This window comes from Acinetobacter sp. QJM3NY_42 (assembly GCF_056173745.1).
In genome coordinates this window covers 2,200,154-2,219,881 of the sequence record NZ_CM149689.1, presented here as the reverse complement: position 1 = coordinate 2,219,881, position 19,728 = coordinate 2,200,154, and the positions used below count along the sequence as shown (strand labels likewise).

29 protein-coding genes are annotated in these 19,728 nt (G+C 40.6%); 19 read left to right on the top strand and 10 right to left on the bottom strand.

What is annotated here, in order from left to right; all coding sequences use genetic code 11:
- Window positions 1–161: 161 nt before the first annotated feature.
- The 10 genes from AC0VYT_RS10540 to AC0VYT_RS10495 form a co-directional block, all read right to left on the bottom strand.
- The gene (locus AC0VYT_RS10540) at window positions 162–431 is read right to left on the bottom strand and encodes a hypothetical protein (RefSeq protein ID WP_034684621.1); all 270 of its coding nucleotides are present in this window, start codon (window positions 429–431) and stop codon (window positions 162–164) included.
- Entirely contained in the window at window positions 432–653 is a 222-nt protein-coding gene (locus AC0VYT_RS10535; protein WP_052026708.1) for a DUF7167 family protein, read from the bottom strand.
- Window positions 646–1,089: a DNA translocase FtsK gene (locus AC0VYT_RS10530; RefSeq protein ID WP_081403960.1), complete on the bottom strand. Its 444-nt coding sequence runs from the start codon at window positions 1,087–1,089 to the stop codon at window positions 646–648. The genes AC0VYT_RS10535 and AC0VYT_RS10530 overlap by 8 nt, the downstream gene beginning before the upstream one ends.
- Before the next feature lie 87 nt (window positions 1,090–1,176).
- Complete coding sequence (locus tag AC0VYT_RS10525; protein WP_034684619.1) at window positions 1,177–1,983, bottom strand: hypothetical protein; 807 nt, start codon at window positions 1,981–1,983, stop codon at window positions 1,177–1,179.
- On the bottom strand, window positions 1,983–2,105 hold the full coding sequence (locus AC0VYT_RS10520; RefSeq protein WP_265588531.1) for a hypothetical protein: 123 nt from the start codon (window positions 2,103–2,105) through the stop codon (window positions 1,983–1,985). Before AC0VYT_RS10520 ends, AC0VYT_RS10525 begins: the two co-directional genes overlap by 1 nt.
- 17 nt (window positions 2,106–2,122) lie before the next feature.
- Window positions 2,123–3,220 (bottom strand): hypothetical protein, encoded by a 1,098-nt coding sequence (locus tag AC0VYT_RS10515; RefSeq protein ID WP_052026707.1) that lies wholly within the window; start codon window positions 3,218–3,220, stop codon window positions 2,123–2,125.
- Window positions 3,217–4,335 (bottom strand): ATP-binding protein, encoded by a 1,119-nt coding sequence (locus AC0VYT_RS10510; protein WP_034684617.1) that lies wholly within the window; start codon window positions 4,333–4,335, stop codon window positions 3,217–3,219. The genes AC0VYT_RS10515 and AC0VYT_RS10510 overlap by 4 nt, the downstream gene beginning before the upstream one ends.
- 11 nt (window positions 4,336–4,346) lie before the next feature.
- On the bottom strand, window positions 4,347–4,658 hold the full coding sequence (locus tag AC0VYT_RS10505; protein WP_034684614.1) for a hypothetical protein: 312 nt from the start codon (window positions 4,656–4,658) through the stop codon (window positions 4,347–4,349).
- A complete protein-coding gene (locus tag AC0VYT_RS10500) occupies window positions 4,658–4,918 on the bottom strand; it encodes a hypothetical protein (protein ID WP_034684611.1) in 261 nt (86 codons plus the stop codon). The genes AC0VYT_RS10505 and AC0VYT_RS10500 overlap by 1 nt, the downstream gene beginning before the upstream one ends.
- A 218-nt stretch (window positions 4,919–5,136) precedes the next feature.
- The gene (locus tag AC0VYT_RS10495; protein ID WP_248089123.1) at window positions 5,137–5,904 is read right to left on the bottom strand and encodes a S24 family peptidase; all 768 of its coding nucleotides are present in this window, start codon (window positions 5,902–5,904) and stop codon (window positions 5,137–5,139) included.
- Between the two features lie 120 nt (window positions 5,905–6,024).
- On the opposite strand from AC0VYT_RS10495, the gene AC0VYT_RS10490 reads away from it, so the two are divergent.
- The 19 genes from AC0VYT_RS10490 to AC0VYT_RS10400 all read left to right on the top strand — a co-directional run bounded on the left by AC0VYT_RS10490 (window position 6,025) and on the right by AC0VYT_RS10400 (window position 19,700).
- Window positions 6,025–6,273 (top strand): helix-turn-helix domain-containing protein, encoded by a 249-nt coding sequence (locus tag AC0VYT_RS10490; RefSeq protein ID WP_052026706.1) that lies wholly within the window; start codon window positions 6,025–6,027, stop codon window positions 6,271–6,273.
- A 58-nt stretch (window positions 6,274–6,331) separates the two neighbouring features.
- Window positions 6,332–6,820 carry a phage regulatory CII family protein gene (locus AC0VYT_RS10485; RefSeq protein ID WP_248130438.1) on the top strand — a complete coding sequence of 163 codons (489 nt, stop codon included), beginning with the start codon at window positions 6,332–6,334 and terminating at the stop codon, window positions 6,818–6,820.
- Between the two features lie 46 nt (window positions 6,821–6,866).
- Window positions 6,867–7,034 (top strand): hypothetical protein, encoded by a 168-nt coding sequence (locus AC0VYT_RS10480; RefSeq protein WP_248130437.1) that lies wholly within the window; start codon window positions 6,867–6,869, stop codon window positions 7,032–7,034.
- A complete protein-coding gene (locus tag AC0VYT_RS10475; protein WP_248130436.1) occupies window positions 7,031–7,330 on the top strand; it encodes a hypothetical protein in 300 nt (99 codons plus the stop codon). The genes AC0VYT_RS10480 and AC0VYT_RS10475 overlap by 4 nt, the downstream gene beginning before the upstream one ends.
- A complete protein-coding gene (locus AC0VYT_RS10470; protein WP_248130435.1) occupies window positions 7,327–8,241 on the top strand; it encodes a hypothetical protein in 915 nt (304 codons plus the stop codon). Before AC0VYT_RS10475 ends, AC0VYT_RS10470 begins: the two co-directional genes overlap by 4 nt.
- Window positions 8,241–8,861, top strand: a complete 621-nt coding sequence (locus AC0VYT_RS10465; protein WP_248130434.1) for a restriction endonuclease — start codon at window positions 8,241–8,243, stop codon at window positions 8,859–8,861. The genes AC0VYT_RS10470 and AC0VYT_RS10465 overlap by 1 nt, the downstream gene beginning before the upstream one ends.
- Window positions 8,858–9,940 carry a DNA-methyltransferase gene (locus AC0VYT_RS10460; RefSeq protein ID WP_248130433.1) on the top strand — a complete coding sequence of 361 codons (1,083 nt, stop codon included), beginning with the start codon at window positions 8,858–8,860 and terminating at the stop codon, window positions 9,938–9,940. Before AC0VYT_RS10465 ends, AC0VYT_RS10460 begins: the two co-directional genes overlap by 4 nt.
- Window positions 9,937–10,359 carry a hypothetical protein gene (locus tag AC0VYT_RS10455; RefSeq protein WP_248130432.1) on the top strand — a complete coding sequence of 141 codons (423 nt, stop codon included), beginning with the start codon at window positions 9,937–9,939 and terminating at the stop codon, window positions 10,357–10,359. The genes AC0VYT_RS10460 and AC0VYT_RS10455 overlap by 4 nt, the downstream gene beginning before the upstream one ends.
- Window positions 10,337–10,750, top strand: a complete 414-nt coding sequence (locus AC0VYT_RS10450; RefSeq protein WP_017401034.1) for a DUF1064 domain-containing protein — start codon at window positions 10,337–10,339, stop codon at window positions 10,748–10,750. The genes AC0VYT_RS10455 and AC0VYT_RS10450 overlap by 23 nt, the downstream gene beginning before the upstream one ends.
- A 10-nt stretch (window positions 10,751–10,760) precedes the next feature.
- Window positions 10,761–11,513, top strand: coding sequence for a hypothetical protein (locus AC0VYT_RS10445; RefSeq protein ID WP_248130430.1), 753 nt, complete (start codon window positions 10,761–10,763; stop codon window positions 11,511–11,513).
- A 295-nt stretch (window positions 11,514–11,808) separates the two neighbouring features.
- Window positions 11,809–12,573, top strand: a complete 765-nt coding sequence (locus tag AC0VYT_RS10440; RefSeq protein WP_265776590.1) for a DNA adenine methylase — start codon at window positions 11,809–11,811, stop codon at window positions 12,571–12,573.
- A gap of 298 nt (window positions 12,574–12,871) precedes the next feature.
- Window positions 12,872–13,351: a hypothetical protein gene (locus tag AC0VYT_RS10435; protein WP_248130427.1), complete on the top strand. Its 480-nt coding sequence runs from the start codon at window positions 12,872–12,874 to the stop codon at window positions 13,349–13,351.
- 68 nt (window positions 13,352–13,419) lie between these two features.
- On the top strand, window positions 13,420–13,896 hold the full coding sequence (locus tag AC0VYT_RS10430) for a hypothetical protein (protein ID WP_476496663.1): 477 nt from the start codon (window positions 13,420–13,422) through the stop codon (window positions 13,894–13,896).
- Window positions 13,856–14,497, top strand: coding sequence for a putative metallopeptidase (locus tag AC0VYT_RS10425; RefSeq protein WP_476496662.1), 642 nt, complete (start codon window positions 13,856–13,858; stop codon window positions 14,495–14,497). Before AC0VYT_RS10430 ends, AC0VYT_RS10425 begins: the two co-directional genes overlap by 41 nt.
- Before the next feature lie 52 nt (window positions 14,498–14,549).
- On the top strand, window positions 14,550–15,047 hold the full coding sequence (locus tag AC0VYT_RS10420) for a DUF2280 domain-containing protein (protein WP_005019494.1): 498 nt from the start codon (window positions 14,550–14,552) through the stop codon (window positions 15,045–15,047).
- Window positions 15,044–16,720, top strand: a complete 1,677-nt coding sequence (locus AC0VYT_RS10415; protein ID WP_476496661.1) for a terminase large subunit — start codon at window positions 15,044–15,046, stop codon at window positions 16,718–16,720. Before AC0VYT_RS10420 ends, AC0VYT_RS10415 begins: the two co-directional genes overlap by 4 nt.
- A 14-nt stretch (window positions 16,721–16,734) precedes the next feature.
- Window positions 16,735–18,213, top strand: coding sequence for a phage portal protein family protein (locus AC0VYT_RS10410; protein WP_248130443.1), 1,479 nt, complete (start codon window positions 16,735–16,737; stop codon window positions 18,211–18,213).
- Window positions 18,210–19,415, top strand: coding sequence for a phage head morphogenesis protein (locus AC0VYT_RS10405; protein ID WP_034684812.1), 1,206 nt, complete (start codon window positions 18,210–18,212; stop codon window positions 19,413–19,415). The genes AC0VYT_RS10410 and AC0VYT_RS10405 overlap by 4 nt, the downstream gene beginning before the upstream one ends.
- A 75-nt stretch (window positions 19,416–19,490) precedes the next feature.
- A complete protein-coding gene (locus AC0VYT_RS10400) occupies window positions 19,491–19,700 on the top strand; it encodes a hypothetical protein (RefSeq protein ID WP_034684814.1) in 210 nt (69 codons plus the stop codon).
- Window positions 19,701–19,728: the final 28 nt, after the last annotated feature.

Here is a 19,728-nt window from a genome sequence, read left to right as displayed (position 1 = left end):
CTTATAACACTATAGAGCAATACAGGACTTTATCAAGCAATAATTATTGGGTTTATTATGGGTCTATTTTAAGAAATCAGTCTATTTTTTACTGGTAAAGTCTATTTATGGTCTATTTTTGATTGGGTAAAAATAAAGCACCCGAAGGTGCTTATGATGATTCATGCTGAAGTACTTATCAATTTACTTCTTTCAAAATATCTCAAAGCATCTTTCTTTTGATACTGGACTCGCCGTAGGCCACGAGGTTTAGAGAAGGGGATGCCATCTCCATTACTTCTAGTCTTTTGCAGCCATGCTTCTGATACACCAAAAGCCAAGGCAATTACTTCAGGCGGAAAATAGCTTTCACTAGATGCTTCTTCAAACTCTTTTTTAGCCGCAGCTTTTTCCTCTGCACTCATTCGAGCTAACTTTGTTAAACGGGCCATTTAAAGTACCTCCTCTAAACTTGCTGAACTATCTAAATGATCTGACTCCCAATCTTTTAAAATTTCCTCATACAAGAAATTTTCCTGTTCAGTAGGATTCAAAGCATTCCAGTCACTCTCATTTATATAATCTTTTAAATAAACACTATCTTCGCGAGCTGATGCTGCATAACCTATCGACAAATAAAGCCGAACTTTTTGTTCTTCAAAATTTTTAATCATTGGCTGGCTCCTTTGGATCTTCACCTAGCGCAGACCAGTGAGTAATCTTTTCCTGAATTAATGCTTCACCGCTAATAGGGCAAGAAAAACCAAAATGATTTTCCCAGTCAGCTGCTATTTGCTCACCTTCGATAAAAATTTGATAACGTCCATTGATGTGCGGTGATTGTTTTTCATAATCAATCCAATTCGGCACCGCTTGAGCTTTGGCTGTTTGTAATTCCTTCCATAGCTCATGTGTTTCTTCGGGGTAAACATCACGACGGCCAGACGCAGACATTGGGCTCACAATAAACTCATCCTGCATACGATCTATAGCCGAGGCAGCTCGTCCATAACCCCAATAAAGTTTTCGCTGAAGGTTTGAAACACTACCGCTTAAGCACTTTCTAACCACCGCAACCGCTTTTTTGTAATCTTCTTCTGAAATATCCATCACACCACCAATATTTTATTAAAATAGAAAATTAAGTCTCAAAACTTCTCTACTTATTTATTTAAGTAGAGAAGTAGCTCTAAATATTTAAGTGACATTTTCATGGGATAAGTGGATGCCGACCAGCTTCTCACCTTCGATAAGCCACTCAATTTTTTCTAAGCCAAATAGATCCGTGAGCAGCTTATTAACCTGTTCATGGTGTAGAGTTAATTCACTTTTGCTAATGACTACGGTCTTAATTTTTGACTTAAAAACTTCTAAAGCTGATAAAGAGTGGCTTTCTTCAGTTTTATTTACTGGCATATCAACAAAAGCTTTCCATTTTTCTTCTTGAACTTCTTCTGCTTTAATTTCAGTTTCCGGTGTAGAAGTCTGTTCAATTTTACAAAGTGCTTCTTCACTAACAAGCTTGTAATGAAACGATCCAGTAACACCAGTACGTTGAATGCTATAAGTCTTTTTTAACATCCAGAGTGCATTGGCAAATTGCTTATCAGTTACAGCTAAAGTTTGAATAATCTCTTCTCCAAGCAGACCATTCTGGTTTTTCTTTAATAGCTGCAATATTTCAGCTTGTATGTTTCGTTTGGCTTTCAATGGTTCTGGTTCTGGTTCTAGTTCTGGTTCTGGTTCTGGTTCTGGCTTCTCTATGGCCGAAGTTTGAACTTGAACTCGTGGTACATTATTTAAAAAATACACCCCATCTTCTTGAGTTACCTCTATAGTTGATAAGATATTTTTGACTGTCTTTATGCTCAGTCGGCATACAGTCATTAACTGAGCAATTGATAGCCCCATTGGATCATTGTTAAGAGCATCAACTACCTTTTGTTTAGCTTTCTGAAGATGATTTTGTTCTTCAAGTCTTCTTAAATCTGCTGCTGAATTCATTACATTCTCCAGTTGGCTTCTTTAAATTTTGCGTTAGTGATAAGAGCTTCAATTTCAAACAGGCCGACATTGGTAAAGATGTGATCCATCTTGCAGCCGTATACGGTTAGAATCCGAGTCATAGAGGAATACTGGTATCTCATGCTTCCTGTGCTCCATCAGTAGACAGCAGATCCAACTGATCTAAAGTGACCTTTCGTTTTGAGTAAGCATTTAGTACAGCAATATGATGCTCAGGATGCATTGAAGGCTTTGCGGCAGTGATAGCCGGTGCATACTTTTCTAATGCTTCAGTCGTGTTCAGATTTAAAATGTGCTCAATCATCTGGTCACGTTTGGTGGCGCTGAAGATATGAATAGGCTGTTCTGTAGTCTCAGCAGTTTGCTTTTTCTCTTGAATTAAAGCCTCAGCTTCTTTCTGTAAACGCTTGAGCTCATCTACACTTATTGTCTTTTCTTCAATTTCTTCTGCTGGTGTAGTAGCTTGTTCAGCTGCAGCTTTTTCAATTTTTGCAATCTGCTGCTCAGCTGCTACGTTTAAATAATTAATCTGAGTTTTGCTTAAGCGATTGTCAGGATTTATTTCATAACGCAGCTGCATTACTTCTTCAGTAGTGGTGAGCTTATGCAAGCGAAGTAAGTACTGCTTTTTCAGTTCTTCTGGATCTATCCATTTCTCTGCCACTTGAACAGGCTCAGCTTCAACCGACTTTTCAATACTCGGTATGGTGTCACCTGGACCAGCAGGCTCGCTGGTCTGGTCCACATCATTTTTAACTTTGGTTGAGCGTTTCTTTTTAGGTTTTTCCTCATCACCAAGTCGTACAACTCGTACATCACCAGTTAATTCATGGCCTAAAATCTTAGATAAAGCTTGTAAATGTAGCTTTGCATTTTCAGCATCACGTTGTGCAAATCCGCTATTGATAGAATCAATGAGTGCGGTACAAGTCATTTTTCCAAATTCAACAGCATAGATTGATGAGCCATAAGTGTTGATAACATAAATGTCTTGTCCTTCACGAACATCATCAAGCGTTAGAGGCTTGGTGAACGTAGTACCAGCCACATCAATGGTTTCAATCTTGATGCAAAACTCATGGCCTGGCATTGCGAAAACCGTAGCAGGAAAACGATCCAGATCATCGAAATCTATCAATTCACCAACGGCGCGGCACATAATTTTGCGGCCAGCCATCATTGCTTCAAACGCTTCTTTGCTATTTAAAATATTCATGCAAGTACTTCCTTTGCTAATTGTTCAATTTCTTTTTGAATGTCTGACAGGCGTTTGGCTTCTATTTGGTTAAGTGCATCAATACCAAGATGTTCACACACGGTTTTCGCATCCAGTCCACGCTTATCAATGAAGTCTTGGAGTTCGGCCAGTTGTTGTTCATCAATACCAAAGAATTCTTCTGGATCTACCCAGGCATTACGTTGTTTATCGAAATTACACTTAAGTTCCATAGCTCTACGAACCAGTTCAATACGCATATTTTTGTAATAATGGTGCTTATCATCTATAGCCTCAGTAAGCTGGTTTAAATCGCTGGCATACTGAGCTTCGGAACAGCTTTGAATCCAGTTGTCTAGATCTTCCTGAGCCTTCATCGTTGCCAGTTGTTCAGGTGTCATGGTGTTAATATGATCCTTCGCCTGCTTGATCAGATCCGCTAGAAAAGATGGGTTTGCTTTCAAATCAGGCACCCAGACCTCACCAGTTTCACCACCTAAACCACCTGCATTTTTGGCATGATGAGTAGGGCATGGTCTAAAGCTAATTACCCGTTCATGCTTACCTTCACCTGTTTGTACAGTAGTGAGATACCCCATTACATCTGCAATACGGTATAGCTCGTTGCGGTTCTTACCCCCTAGATCTGGCCGGTAAATTACTTGATCTCCATTCTGATCTTCTGATGCATGGGCGATGAAAACCACATCTTTACCTGAGGCAATCAGGGTATTTACATATTGCTTAAAGATATTGTTAGCTAAGCCTTGGGCTTTAAGTTTCAGTGAGCCATCTTTCTGTTTGTTGGTAGTATTCAGCATCAGATGTGTCTTGATGCTTTCAAGCATTGCACCAACGGTATCAATTACAATGGTCTTAAAAGGTTCCAGGTCCTGCATAGTCAGATTGGCCACGTCAGCCCACTGATTCACCTGGACAACTGCACCGCGACGCAGTTCACCAGTACGGTGTGAACCTTTATCAAAGTCAAAAGAAATAGCCTTATCGCCTGTAAAGCCAATTGAAGTTTTACCTAGGCCCGGATCTGCGTACAAATAAACAATAATGGCCTGTACCAGTAGCGGCTGATCCGCTGGAATAATATTAATCGCCATGATATTTCCCCTTATCTCGATCCAACCCAGCCCATACGACGCTTATATGCTTTGCGGTCATATGAAGGAATATGTGATTTTTGCAGACCAATCGCTAAAGCCTTGCGGCGCTGGAATGCGCGTTCACGTTCGAAGTTTTTACGAATCCAGGGCTTGGCCACATGCTCTTCAAGAGTGACTTTTACTAGCTCACCGGTTTGACGGTCTTCAATGCAAATATCTTTGCCTTGTTCAACGTAGACGGTATGGCCAAGACGCATAGTCATGTGACCTTGCTCAAAGCCGCCCAGGTATTCAGAAAATGTTTGAGTAGAAGTTGTCATTAGTGAGCCTCCACAACCTGAACTAAAGCAGAATCAGTTTTAGAGAACTTCGCGTTATAGGCATGGGCTTGGACTGCCTGAGTTTCTGCATCATCTGCACAGCTGCGGAGCATTGCGACCAAGCCAATGAACAGGCTTAACAATAAAAGAAAAGTGCAAAGGTCAGCGAAGATAGAACGGGGTTTACCGTACATCTCTTCCTGAGTAGGTTCTTGAAAGAGAATCTGAGTCGTTTGACTCTGAATAGGTTTTTGTTTCATAATGGCCTCGTGTGTTAGAAAAGCCCGTTTGATTTCCAGTCAGTAGCGGGCTTTTTTTATTGGGTACGAGAATAAATTTATCAAAAGATAATTTTGTTAGCAATAGCAAATGATAAATTAATTTATCTTTTTTAGATAATTTTGATAATGTATTGATATAAAAGATAATAAAAAAGCCCGATAATTTATCGGGCTAATTTTGTAATTTTTTTAAATTATTAGACTTCCCCACAACGCCATCTTACATAACCAGTAATTTGTATAGCGTCCAAATCTTCTTTATTAATAATTTCATCTGGGTAAGTTGTCTTGTCAGGATTATCACTTGAGATACGTAAACTACCATTGATGTTTTTAAAGATTCTTTTAATTCTAAGTTCTTTATTAGCAACAAAGGCATAAACCTTACCACTTATAACCTCATCAATGGTCTTTACCCTAAGATCCGTCAGTACTGCGTCATTATGGTTAATAGTGGGTTCCATACTATTACCATCACCGCAGATAATACCTGTTTCATTCATTACTAATGAAAGCCCTTTCTTACGTAAAAAGCTTTCCTTAAACACAAGACCGCCTTTAATTAGTTCTTCTTCATTTTCGTAACCCATTCCACATGCAGCTTTTACATCATACATAGGCACAATTACAAAACGAGAATCTATATCTTCGTCACCAGTAATAGGTCTGATTACACCATTTTGAACTTTACTATCACCGAATGGACTGGAGTCATCTAATCGATCAAGAAAATGATCTTCCAAATTTAGATGTTCTTCTATTTGGCGAGCTTTAGCTTCACTTACCCCTCTAGAACCTTTCTTTTCAGGTTCCATAAGCATTTGTGATAAATAGGTTTTATCTATCTTTACAGCTGCAGCAAAGTCATCTTGTCTTTCAAAAATTTTATCTGCTATCAGCTTGCTTATAAGGTTACGCAGGTTTTTTCTGCGAATTTCTTTCACATTCATAACTATAGAATTCATAAGCTAACCAATATTATCAAATGATAACAATTGCCCCTAAATAATGCTAATTAGCCTATTGCAAAATAAATTATCAAAAGATAACATTAAAAGATAATTTGTTTATCATTAGGATTAGCAATGAAAACACCCATCCCCACGCTAATTGACTACATTAAAAGAATGCCTTCTGACCAGCATAGAGAAGATTTTGCAGCTAAGTGCGGTACGTCTCTCGGCTATTTGAAATTGGTCATGTACGGCAATCGCAATTGTAGTGCAGCTTTAGCAATAAATATTGACAGAGAGAGCAAGGGAGAAATTTCTTGCGATGACTTATGTCCTGAAGTGGATTTTAACTATTTAAGAAGCCAACCACTCTCTGCATAACTAAATTATCAACTGATAGACATTTTTTATAAACGTGAATAAACAGAAGGATTCACAGATGGAATTTAGCAAAGAAGCACAAGCTGCACTGTACAAGATGATCCGTCACACACCAGGTATTGATGCAAAACAAATTGCTGAAGTACTGGGCGACTCTCATAAAACCGTTCTGAATTATGGCAATCCAAATATGGACTATTTGCCAAGCCTTAAGAAATTTGAAGCTTTACTAGACTACACCAAAAACCCGGCAGTACTCCAAGTATGGGCGCATAGCTTAAATCTCGCTTTAGTTCCGGCAGGTTGTGATGGAGATAAGCATCGTGAGCTTTCTATTTTTGAAGCAATGATGCAGCACAACATTTGCAGTGGTCAGGTCAATCAGAAAGTTTATGAAGCTTATGAAGATGGAGTGGTGACACCTGAGGAATATCAAGAAATTCACGAAATTGCTCAAAGGATGATTGATTTCATCACTGCGGTTGATCAGGCAGCCCATAAGCAAATGAAGAAATATATTGCTGCTGCACAAAATGAAAAAGCCTGATGTGCGAAATCAGACTTTTCCTAATTCATACAGGCATGAACGAATTGTGAAAAAGAATTTATCAGAACCCGCTAGTAATAGCAAACCTGTTGATCTGAAACAGGATAAAAGCAGTTCAGCGGCTAAGCCTCCTTTTAAAAGTCGTAAGGCCAAACGCCGTTTTATCGAACCCGTAGCTCTGTTCGTGTCTTCACTACAGCAGGAGGCCCTATGAACTCTGCATTTAATAACGCTGATGCTGATTATAGACACCTGCAGCAAGTGCAGTCTTTCTATGATCCGGCTTTAAGAATTCTTGATGAGCTGTTTAAGCGTAATCAAAACAATCTACGTGTCCGAAATCAGGACGTAAACAACGCTGCTGTACGAAAAACGGATCTGGCTGAGCAGCTGTCGCGCCGTTGCCGTATTAATGACTGGATGGCCAGTGAAGTGGTGGCGAGTCTGGTGAAATCAGGAACGGTTGAAGCGTTTGGAGGCTATGTGAAGCCTAAGGCGGGTGAAGTATGACTGCTGCCAAGATTATTAAATTTCGAAAAGCGGAGTTACAGCCACAACGAGAGGCTGGAAAAAGCATGTATAGCGATAAGTTCGATCAAGGCTATGTTATGTCTAGCCGCTTGTATCGAAAAGAAGTGTGGCCGTTTCTTAGTGATGCGGCACGTAATGTTTATGCAGAGCTAGAAAACCGCATAAATGGACATAACAAGGAATCTGATTTTATAAGCTATTCCCAGCTACAGGGCAGTGATCTACCTGGGGCACGTCAGCTAGGTAGAAAAACCGTATCTGCTGGTCTAAAGGAGCTTATTGAATTAGGCGTAATCAGTGTAATTTCTACAGGTAAGCAGGGAGTAAAATCTTACCGCTTAAATGAGGTTTCTCTTAAAGATCGGTTCACTAATGAAACTAGTTCCCCTAGTGAACCGGTTCCCCTAGTGAACCAGAATAGTTCCCCTAGTGAACCAGTAACTAGTTCCCCTAGTGAACACACAATAGATAGTTATATAGAATCTATTAGAGAGAATGATAATAAGCGCGAAGGTGAGTTCGTAGCACAAAATAAATCGATGCTGCAATTCATCGAATACTATCCGCAAGACTCAACACGCTATTCGATTAAGGAGTTCGCTAATAATTATCCAGTAGCGAACGATTTCACAAAACAGGCTGTTGCAAGTTTTCCTAATCTCTCTTCAGAACAGATTCATGGCTTACTCAAAGAATTGGGTCAATGGGCTTTGAAAAATGAAACTGTCCAAACTCCACAAAGCTGGATCAGTACCTGGCTTACATTCTTGAAAAACCATCAAAGCAAAGTACAGGAGAAAGCTGGCAAAACCACAACTGCTGCAAAACCAAAGACTGGTGGACGTAGAGATTTTATGGCTGCAGCTCAACGTATGTCGGAGAAAAACTAATGTTCGATATTACCCAGATCAGAAATGAAATTACTGCACAGCGCCAAAATCCGGAATTATGTGGTCTAGTTTTTGAAGTTATGCAGCGCCGTTTTGGTTCTGAGTTCAACAAAAAATATGCTGAATACCAAGATGATGAACTGATCATGGTAGCAGCTGAAACTTTAGCAGGTCTTACACCGGATCAAATCAAAAACGGTTTGGATCGTATGCGTTCAGAGCAGTTCTGTCCAACATTGCCACGCTTCAGAGCTTTATGTGAAATGGGTTACTGGATGACTGCTGACACAGCATGGGTACAGGCACTCAAGTTCATGAACAATCCAAAAACACAGATTACGGTGATTACCAAACGGGCTTTAGAGGATGTTCGGCACATTCTGAATGTTGAAGGACAGAAAGCCGCTCATTTTGCATTTAAGGGCGTGTATGAGGATTACGTTGAGCAAGCTAAAGCTTTAGGCCAAACACAACAGATATGGGTCGATCCAAAGCAGGAAGAACAGCAGAAGCGTAAGCAGCTTGCATATTCTGAGCGTAACCGTAAAGGCTCTCCAATTCCTGAAGAGTTGAAAGCTCAGGTTGATCAGATTTATCGGAATGGGAGGAAGTTTGCATGAATCAAATTTTCTTTGGTGACTGCCGTAACTTGATGACTGACCTGATTAACCAGAATGTTAAGGTCCAAACATGCATTACTTCGCCTCCTTATTTTGGCTTACGTGATTATGGTGTAGATGGACAGCTTGGGCTTGAAGCCACTGTAGATGAATACGTTCAGAATATGGTTGAAGTATTCCGGCTGGTGCGTGAGCTGCTGCATGATGACGGCACACTCTGGCTAAACCTTGGTGATAGTTACGCAGGTTCTGGACGTGGCATGACTAGGACGGGGCTTAATGATGGGAAAAATCCTAAAACCAAAAATTTGGTATTACCTAAACAAAATGCTTCCCAGTCCAATCTGAAACCTAAAGACTTAATCGGTATTCCGTGGCGAGTTGCTTTTGCATTGCAAGCCGATGGCTGGTACTTACGCCAAGATATTATTTGGTCTAAGCCTAACCCAATGCCTGAAAGCATTACTGACCGCTGTACTAAGGCACATGAATATATTTTTTTATTTAGTAAATCACGCCGATATTACTTTGATCATGAGTCAATTAAAGAACCGGTTGCAGAGAGTTCATTAAAACGGCTGGCCCAAAATGTTGATCAGCAAAAGGGTAGCAGCAGAGTTTTAAATAAGCCAAACGGCGCAATGAAAGCGGTTTGCTCGAGATCTTCAAGAGATGGATTTAAAAGAGCCAATAGCAAAGGTGAGCAAAAAATTCCTAATCAAGCCTATGGCGTACATCGTAAGGAACGAGCTGATAGTGAATATGACTTGCTCACTCGCAATAAACGTAGCGTATGGCAAGTATCCACCAAACCCTATAAAGGCGCTCATTTTGCAACATTCCCAATAGATTTAATTGAACCATGTGTTCTTGCAGGATCTCGAGACAATGATCTTGTACTTGATCCGTTTATGGGATCCGGAACAACAGCAGCTGCTGCATTAAAACATGGTCGTCAGTATTTGGGTTGCGAGTTAAATAATTTCTATGGGCCATTACAACAAGAACGTCTAAAGAAACTAATTGAAGAAATAAACCAGACTTCAACTCAGCCTGACCTATTTGGAGAAATAGCATGATCAAAAATTTAGAAGTTGGGCTACTGGCCAGAGTCTTGGTGAATCAGGCCTTACTTATTCTCAAAGACAAGGAAATTGTAAAACTGCAGAAACAGGTTGAACTAGCTCAAGCTGCTACGGATCGGATGGAGTCTTGTTATATCGAAATGAAGAAAGAGGCCGAGCAGCTGCAGAGTGAGCTTAAGTGTTGTCGTCGTGAGAATACAGTGTTGTTGCAGAAGGCTGTTGAGGCTGACAGGAAGATTAGTAAGGCTTTAAGCGTATGCAGTGACAATCGCTTATGTATCGGTAAATTCATGATTGAGGATGAAACCTTAGGACTAATTGGTGAAGTAGAGGAAGCCTTACAGGATAGTGAATTTAGTGTTTATACCCCTTTGCTTTTAAGAGGTGTCAATGACAAGCATTTCGGCGGCTGAGTATAGAGAAAAGTATGGAGGTGGTAGTCAGCCTGCTGCTAAAGCCAAAAAGAACAAGTTCAACGCCGTAAAAGTGGAAATAGATGGGCTCAATTTTGATAGCAAGAAAGAAGCTAAACGTTACATACAGCTTAAAGCTATGCAGCAGCACAAAGAGATCCGCGAGCTCAAACATCACCAGTGCTTTGAGCTGGCACCTAAAACGAGAATTGCAGGAGAGAAAAGAGCTAAACCAGCACTTAGATACTTTGCAGATTTTACTTACTACACAGCAGCTGGAGAATTCGTAGTTGAAGATGTGAAGTCTGCAATAACACGTAAAACCGCGAGCTATCGCAACAAGAAGCATTTGATGAAAACAGTTTTAAATATTGACGTTCAGGAAGTATAGGAAGGCGATTATGTTAGTTGAGAAATTTGATTTTTTAGAGTTTTTACGCCTTGCTATCGCCAGTGGCGCAGGGAATGGCAAAAAAATTTCAAAAGACATTGTGTTAGGGGAAATAGCCTTGCTTAAACCGCATGCACGTATGTGGGCTTCATTACTGGTAGAAAAGGTAGACTTTGAACGTATTGCGATTATTACCCCTCCAGAAGAACAGACAGAAACATTTTATAGTAAGTATGATTTTAACTATCAGTATGAGCGCCGTATCGCTGACAAACCAGGTAAGGTAGAGTTTAAACAGGGTGAAATTAGATCTGCTGATTTTTTCCGTGTACGTAATATTTTGGCTGGCCAGATCCATAAAGAAATGATCAAAAATAACTTTAAGCCAAATAATTGTCAGGGTGATTTAAGCAATATAGCAAAAGGAATGGCTGATGTAGTTCTGCGTGGCCATCTTTTCGTTAAGGCGATGTGCGGAGCATGCCAAGGAATCGGAAAACTTGAGGTTTATAATAGTAAAGGTTATCCGTCAGGTTCAAAGTTTTGTCTAAAATGTGAAGGTACAGGTAAGCGGCCATATACAATTAACGAAAAAATGAAAGTTGCTAAATTAAATCTAACTAAGGCTGGTTATAAATACGGCTATGAAAAATATGAGCGTTTAGGAGAGTCTATAGTTGCTCAATGGGAAAATGAAATTAGAGATAGGCTAACCCGCTCATTTCATTTTGAATTCACAGAAGATGGAAAAGTACTTGCTTGACACAGACTTAACACTTGAGTATAAGTATTTCTAAAATGGGCGTTTTATAAATTGATCGCCCGGTAAGAATTTAAAAGCTCGCAATTGCGGGCTTTTTTAATACCTGAAAAAAGAAACCCGGATCATTATTAAATGGTCCGGGTTTTTTTGTATCGAGTAAAACTGGGTACGACACACTGCTGTCACAGTGTGCCGTTCTCCTGACAGTCCGTGCCTGTCAAAAGCAAGCCCAGCTATCGTGCACACGATTAGCGAAGGCTATCAAAAACTAAAGCTTTTGCACAGGAAATTTTTAATGAAAACTAAGCCAATCATTCCGTGGCAAGGCGGAAAAAGCCGTTTGGCAAAAAATTTATTACCGAGATTCCCAGAACATACCTGCTATACAGAATTGTTTTGTGGTGGAGCTGCACTTTTCTTCTTAAGAGAGGAGCAGGCGAAAGTTGAAGTGATAAATGATGTAAATGGCGAATTGGTCAATCTATATCGAGTAGTTCAGAATCATCTGGAAGAGTTCATGCGGCAATTCAAGTGGAGTCTTTCAAGTCGTCAGATGTTTGAATGGATGAAAGAAACACGGCCACAGGTTTTGACTGATATTCAACGAGCTGCAAGATTTTACTATCTTCAGCAGCATGCTTTTGGAGCTAAAGTTTCTGGACAAAACTTTGGTACAGCTACTACCAAACCTTCTATTAATCTTTTGCGTATTGAAGAAAACCTAAGTATGGCTCATTTACGTTTAAACGGCGTATTTGTTGAAAACCTGTCTTGGGATAACTGCTTTGACCGTTATGACCGACCCCATACTTTTTTCTATGCAGATCCACCGTATTGGGATATGGCTGGCTACGGCTGCGAATTTCCTTATGAACAATACGAGTTGATGGCTGAAAAGATGTGTCATAGTCAAGGTAAGGTTATGGTTTCTTTAAATGACCATCCAGAAATTCGTAATACATTTAAGGACTTTAATATTGAAACTGCTTCTATCTCTTATACTGTTGGAAGAGACAAGAACAGTAAAAAAAGCCAAGAACTGATTATTATGAATTATTAATAATTTTGCCGGATTTCGGCACATGAAACCCCGCCCAGATATGAATTAACTTGGCGGGGTTTTTCTTTCTTATTAAGGTGAGCTATGGATCTAAGAGACCAGATTACTAAAGCAAAACATGAAGCTAATCATTTTGGTTGTGTGAATACCAGAGATAAAACAAAAGAAGAGATCGCTCACATTGATGAGCGATTTTTTTTAGCTTTGGAAAAGATGGAAAGACTAAAATCTCAGAATAATTATTAAAAGCTGGGCTGTAAGCTGATATAAATATAATTTAATCTTCTAGAGAGTATTTATGTCTTTATGCGTAGAAATTTTTAAAGCACTAGTACCAATACTTATCACTATTTTTGTAATTATTTATTGGCATACGCAGAAAAGAAAGGAAGTTATTGCAAACGAGGCAAAAAACTTAATTTTGGAATTAAATAAATTTAAAGATCAAGCTAATAGCGTCCTTGGTTATCTCATGTTGCATAATGGTGATTTTGAGAAGAAAACGTGCTTGAATAGAATTGAAGAACTAAAAAGAACTGCATTTGATTTAAGGGGAAACTTAAATTTATTTTCTGAATTAATAAATGAAGAAAAAGAATTTGAGTCGATTGTCAAACATATAGATAGTTTGTTTATAAAATTACGTTGTTTATCTTGTTGTGAAGATTGGGTAGATAGATTTGAAGATAATAGTAACTATGATTTAGTTATAAATTTCTCGGAACAAGCTCAACCATGTAAGAAAAAAATCATAGCGTACGCTTTATATCAATTTTAAGAAAATTGAATGCTGAATGACAACTTATATCTGCCTCCTCCGGGAGGTTTTTTTAATGGGTGTAAGTTATGGATATAGATCAATACAAAGCTCTAACCAAAAAAAAGCCATTAAAAAAGGTACCAAGAGCAAAGCCATTACCCAAGGCAACTCAAAAATATCTCCAAGCCCAAGAAGAACTAGAGCGGATTCTGGATATTTTAGAAATCAAATTTGAAAAATGCTTTCACTTCAAATCCACCAAGCACTGGCGTTTCGACTTTCATTTGATTGAGCATAGGATATTGATTGAAATAGCAGGTGGGCCTTGGTCCGGTGGACGTAAAGGAAAACTAAGCAATAAGGCTTGGAGCATGGATCGTTATGATCATGCTGCAGAGATGGGTTATAGCGTTGTACGTTTGGAATCAACTAGCCGTTACAAGATCAACGAAGCTGGACCATTGCAAATAGAATCCAGTCATGCTCGCCAATGGCTTAAACACTTAAAGAGGCATTCATTCAATGGAACAGTTCAGACCATTCCCGCCGCCGGATCTGATTGATCAGGCAGAGGAAGAGGAAGCAATTCGGTTGGCACCCGCCGTTGAATTAAAAGAATGGGTGCTTAAAAACTTTTTAACCTTGGGTGGCCAGCTGCACAATCCGGACCATGATCATATCGCTGAGCTGCTTCATGATGATGAAACCTTCCTGGCATTTGCTTGGGCTTCATCTGCGGCAGTAGCGAAAAAACGTATGGTACTGGGCCAATGTGAAAAGGTAATGTTTAACCAGGGCGGTTGGAAGAAGGCTAGACAGGAACAGCAGATGCGGGACTGGTTCGGCTATGTACCTGTTTATCTCATTACAGTAGACGCAAGCTTTTGTGAAAATTCTAATGATCGGGAGTTCTGCCGTTTGATTGAGCATGAGCTTTATCACATCGGTGTAGAACGTGATGAGGACGGCGAAATCATTTATAGCGATATGACCGGCTTACCAAAGCATTACTTGGCTGGCCATGATGTTGAGGTGTTCTTTGGTGAGACTAAACGCTGGGGAGCTGATGAGTCAGTTAAGCGTTTACTGGAAATTGCGAAGAATGCGCCGTTTGTTTCTGAAACTAATATTGCTGCGTGTTGTGGGACGTGTGTGATCGGGTAGTTTTAAATTTTTTTGCCCACTTTCCTTGATGTTCCTTGATGGATGGTGACTTATGGCAAGGCTTAAAAAAGCAGAAAAAGTATTTATAGTTCGGTCACTTGCACAGTTTATGACCCCCTCTGAAGTAGTGAAGGACATCAAGGAAAAGTTTAATCTGGATGTTTCACCTCAACAGGTGGAATATTACGACCCTACTAAAGCAGCTGGAGCTGACTTGGCTCAGGAGTTCGTCGACCTATTTAAAGTGGCCCGACAGGAATATTTAGATCAACCACTACAAAATATCATTGGTGCTAATGACATTGTTCAATTACAAATTTTGAGCGATTTATTGGTGGCAAAAAAAAGTAACGTGGTGCTGGCCATTAAATTAATTGATCAAATTCAAAAGATCGTTAAAGGCCATTATGAAAAGAAAATAGAAATCACCGGTAAGGACGGCGGCCCGATCCAGCAAGAAACCAAATCAACACATCAATTCACCCCAGATGAGCTCGCTGGACTGTCTGCTCAGGAGCTTTCGCGTTTAGCAATTAATGGCAAGTTATGACTTATGCAATTGAAGATATAGCACCACTTATTAAAGAGTGGACGATCAATACACGTTTGCCTGATGTTGTTGAGGAAATGACACGTCGTTATTACTACCGGCTATTGATAGAGCAGAATGAATTAAGTATCCAAGCTGAAATCTATAAATGCAAAAACGATCCGGCACACTGGTTCAACCATTGGGTATGGACTTATGATCCACGAGGTATGCCTTTTGGCCTACCAGCGAATATTCCTTTTGCTTTGCGTCCCGGTCAGGTTGAACTTGTAGATTGGTTAATTGAACGTGAAAGTACTCAGACACATGGCTTGATTGAAAAAAGCCGTGATGAAGGTATGAGCTATGTTGTATTGGGCTTTTACTTGCACCGGTGGTTATTTGTAGAAGGCTTTGCAGGTGGTGTGGGGAGCCGTAAAGAGGATCTGGTTGACAAGAAGGGTGACCCAAAAACACTGCTTCATAAATTCAGGGATATGTATTCCAAGCTGCCAACCTGGATGAAGCCCAAGGGCTTTATTGAAAAAGTGCATGACAATTACATGCGGATCATTAATCCAGACAACGGCGCAACGGTCACCGGTGAAGCAGGGGATAATATTGGCCGTGGAGGACGGACCACAATGTACTTTCTGGATGAGTGGGCATTTGTAGAACGTCAGGAAGCCGTAGATGCGGCAATATCACAAAACACCAATGTCCATATTAAAGGATCAACACCGAATGGTATTGGTGACAAGTTTCACCAGGATCGTTTCAGTGGCCGTTACGCCGTTTTCACTATGGCTTGGCGTGATAATCCGGATAAAAACTGGCAGGTCGAACTTGATGGCAAACTGATTTATCCATGGTATGAAAAACAACTGGCCACACTGGATGACATTGTTTTAGCCCAAGAGGTTGATATTGATTACGCTGCTTCAGTTGAGGGGGTATTGATACCATCTGCATGGGTGCAGGCTGCTGTTGATGCTCACATAAAGCTTGGTATAGAGCCTTCTGGTGAGCGTAATGGTGCACTGGATGTAGCAGATCAAGGCAAGGATAAAAACTCATTTGCTGCCCGTCACGGAATTGTTCTGCAGTACTTGGATACTTGGTCTGGTGTTGGTGATGATATTTTCGGTAGCACTCAAAAATCCATAGATGCATGCCAAGATTTAAAACTGAATATGTTTTTCTATGATGCGGATGGTCTGGGTGCTGGTGTGCGTGGTGATGTACGTGTCATTAATGAGCTGAATAAAGCTAAAGGCATTCCAGAAATCGAAGCTAATCCGTTTCGGGGATCAGGGGCAGTACACAATCCGGAACAGGAAATGGTTGAGGCACGTAAAAACGTAGACTTCTTTGCCAATCTTAAAGCCCAGATGTGGTGGTCATTGCGTCTTAGGTTTCAGAATACTTATCGAGCCCTGCAGGGAATGCAGTATGACCCCGATAGTCTTATTTCACTGTCAACCAAAGACATAAACAAGCAAGAGCTTGAACAACTTAAACGAGAACTGTCACAGCCTACCTATAGCAAGAATGGTGCTGGCAAGATTTTAGTGAATAAACAACCCGATGGTGCACTATCTCCGAACCGCGCTGACGGTGTCATGATTTGCTTTAGTGACATAAGGCCGCCTGCGCGATTAATACCAGGTGGAGGTGGTACACGCAGATTCTAAACAAGGTTTTTAATATGGCAAAATCCAAAAACAAACAGAAAGAGACAAAGCCAAAATCAGCAGGCTTAATGACCAGTGTAGCTGTAGAGAATCTTGCTTTTGCTATGGGACGAGCCGCTGATGTGGATGAGGTATTGCGTAAAGCTGGACTTTCTCGGCAACGTCTTTTGGTCCTAATGACGGATGATGAAATATCACAGGCAATGGAAACCCGGCTTGATGCAGTTTTAAATGCGCCATGGCGGTTCGTAGAAGATCATGGTGAACAAACTCGTTTCTTAAAAGAGCTTTTCACCAAATGGCATTTTGAAATTGTATCGGGTGCATGGGAAGCGTGTCCCTACGGTTACTCAGTCTTGGAAGCTAACTACAAGATTGATGAGAATAACCGGTTTACTCTTGCCGAGATTATGGTCAAGCCTCTGGAATGGTTTGAGCCTAAAAATAATGGTGAACTGATCTTCCGTAAGCCACAGTCCAGTGCTGAAGTAAATGTATTTAAAACTTATCCGCTCAAGTTCTTTCTGACACGGCGTAAACCATCTTATAAACAGCCTTATGGGGAAGCATTACTCACCAAGCTATATTGGATCTGGTACTTCAAAACTAGCTCCACTAAATTTTGGGTGAAGTTCCTGGAACGATTTGGTTCGCCGTTATTAATCGGTAAGGTGGGAGGTCAAAATCGTAAGCAGCAAGATATTGATGCGATGACCTCTGCTTTACTGAATGCTCATGCACAATCGATATTATCAATTCCTGCAGAAGATGAAGTAACTACAGTGGGAACTAACTTCTCTGGTGCAGGTGCTTCTGCATTTGAAGCTTTTGATAAGGTCATGGTCCGCCGTGTCCAGAAAGTTGTTCTTGGTCAAACAATGACATCTGAGAATGACGGAGGTGGCAGTAAGGCGCTTGGAGTGGTGCACAATGAAGTCCGGATGGATAAACGTAATTCTGACTTACGCATGATTTCACCGACAGTCCAAGAACTGATTGATGCTCTTTGTATCCTCAATGGATTTGATAAGCATACGATCATTCTAGGTGGTGAACAGGACCTTAATGTCAAAGTGGTCGAGCGGGACTTGAAGCTTAAGGATCTGGGTGTGCAGTTTAATGACAAGTACATCATTGAAACCTACGGTATCAAGCCTGAGCATTTCAAAGTTGGAGTAGCTTCAGATATCACTCCAATACAGCAATTCAATGCACTACCCCATAAAGCCTTTAGCTTTGCAGCAACTACCAGAAAGCTATCACCTGAACAGCAGGAAGTAGAAGAGCTGACTGATGCACAGCGCAATATTGAACTCTTAAGCAATGCCCAAGTAAACGAGCTTCTGCAGAAGAGTGAAACACCAGAAGAACTGGCCTTTCATCTGATGCAGATCATGCCTGATGCCAGTCAGTCTCAGTTCACGGCGAATCTGGAACGGGCTTTATATGCAGGTGATGTGCTGGGGTATATGACAGCAAGTGAGGGGAAATGAAGCCAGTCACATTCTTAGAGGCCTTACAGTTTGCCCGGTCTCGTAAAATCGTATTGCCTGATGAGTTTTACTCTCTGGATCTCAAGACACGACAACTGGCCACCACGGTCAGTTTTTTATCGAGCATAGAACAGATCCAGACTGTGATAGCCGCCGTAAACAAAGCTATTGCAGATGGCTCGACATTTGAGGACTTTAAGAAAGTGGTCGCTGAAAATGAGATCAAGCTAAGTGAGCCTTATCTCAAGAATGTTTTTAGGACCAATATTCAGACGGCGTATAGTCATGGACGCTGGCAACAGCAGCAACGCAATAGAGACAAACGACCATACCTGATGTATTCAGCTATCGATGATAGCCGGGTCCGTCCAAGTCACCTGGCATTAAATCGGATTATTCGTCATATCGATGATCCATTCTGGCTCATGTATTACCCGCCGTGGTCCTTTATGTGTCGCTGTACAGTGATTGCCTTAACTGAAAAGCAGGCAGAAAAATATGGTATTACCCCAGATGATCAGCTACCGGAAGTGGCTGAGGAAATGGGATGGAGTACCAGTCCAATGACCTATGGCGATCTATCTGGTCTGGTAGATCAGAAGATCCTTGATTCTGACCTGGATAAAGCATTTTTGCTGGAGCAGAAAGAGGTCATCAAGGCTGAATGGATGGCAAGTAAAAAGCTGGCCAGCTTATTTGCTCCGATGGATGATAAAACTCGGGACTTATTTGATGTGGTGGCCAATACAGTGATTCCACTTGATCCAGATATCCGGCCAAGTGCGATTCGTACTTTTTTGGACTATGTACAGGGTAATGATTCAGCTCTTACGGCGCAGCTAAAGCAACCACCTATCACTCTGGCTGAGGAAGTACTTAAACGCTGGTTGAAGGAGGATTTAAGCAGGCTACAGGCAGTAGCATCAAATAGTGCAACTACAGTGGCCGGATCAGCTTCACTAACCTACGCTGCATCATTGGAGGTAGGTAAGGTCATTACTCTGGATGCGCCGTTACTGTTAGCAGGTTCTGGCTCAAATATTGTGATTCAGATAGAGAATGCTAAAGGGTTAGGTATTGATCTGGAAAAGCTAAATGCAGGGCAAGGCGTACTGTTCCCCTTAGGCATATCTTTTCAGGTGGTTTCAAGGGGAATAGTGAATAGACAAATAGTTTACTCTTTGAAAATTTTAGAAAATTAAATCAGCTTTTAGGTGGCTTTGGAGCGTTTATGTATTGCAGTGATATAATAAGTAAAACTACAAGGAAGCTACCCTATGGATAAGTTAATGCTTAAACATGAAGAGAATGCTTTTAAAAGAGAATTACATGAAATCTTAGAGCAGAAGTGTCATGAGTTTAAATCCCGAACAGGGCATCGAGTTGATCTTGTTGACATAAATTATCAACCTCACTCAGAAAAATCACCTCTAACTTTTGGAGTTGAAAATAAAGATCTTTTCGAATGTTATGTTGATATTGGATAGTTAACTAACTATTGAGAGTAACAAATAG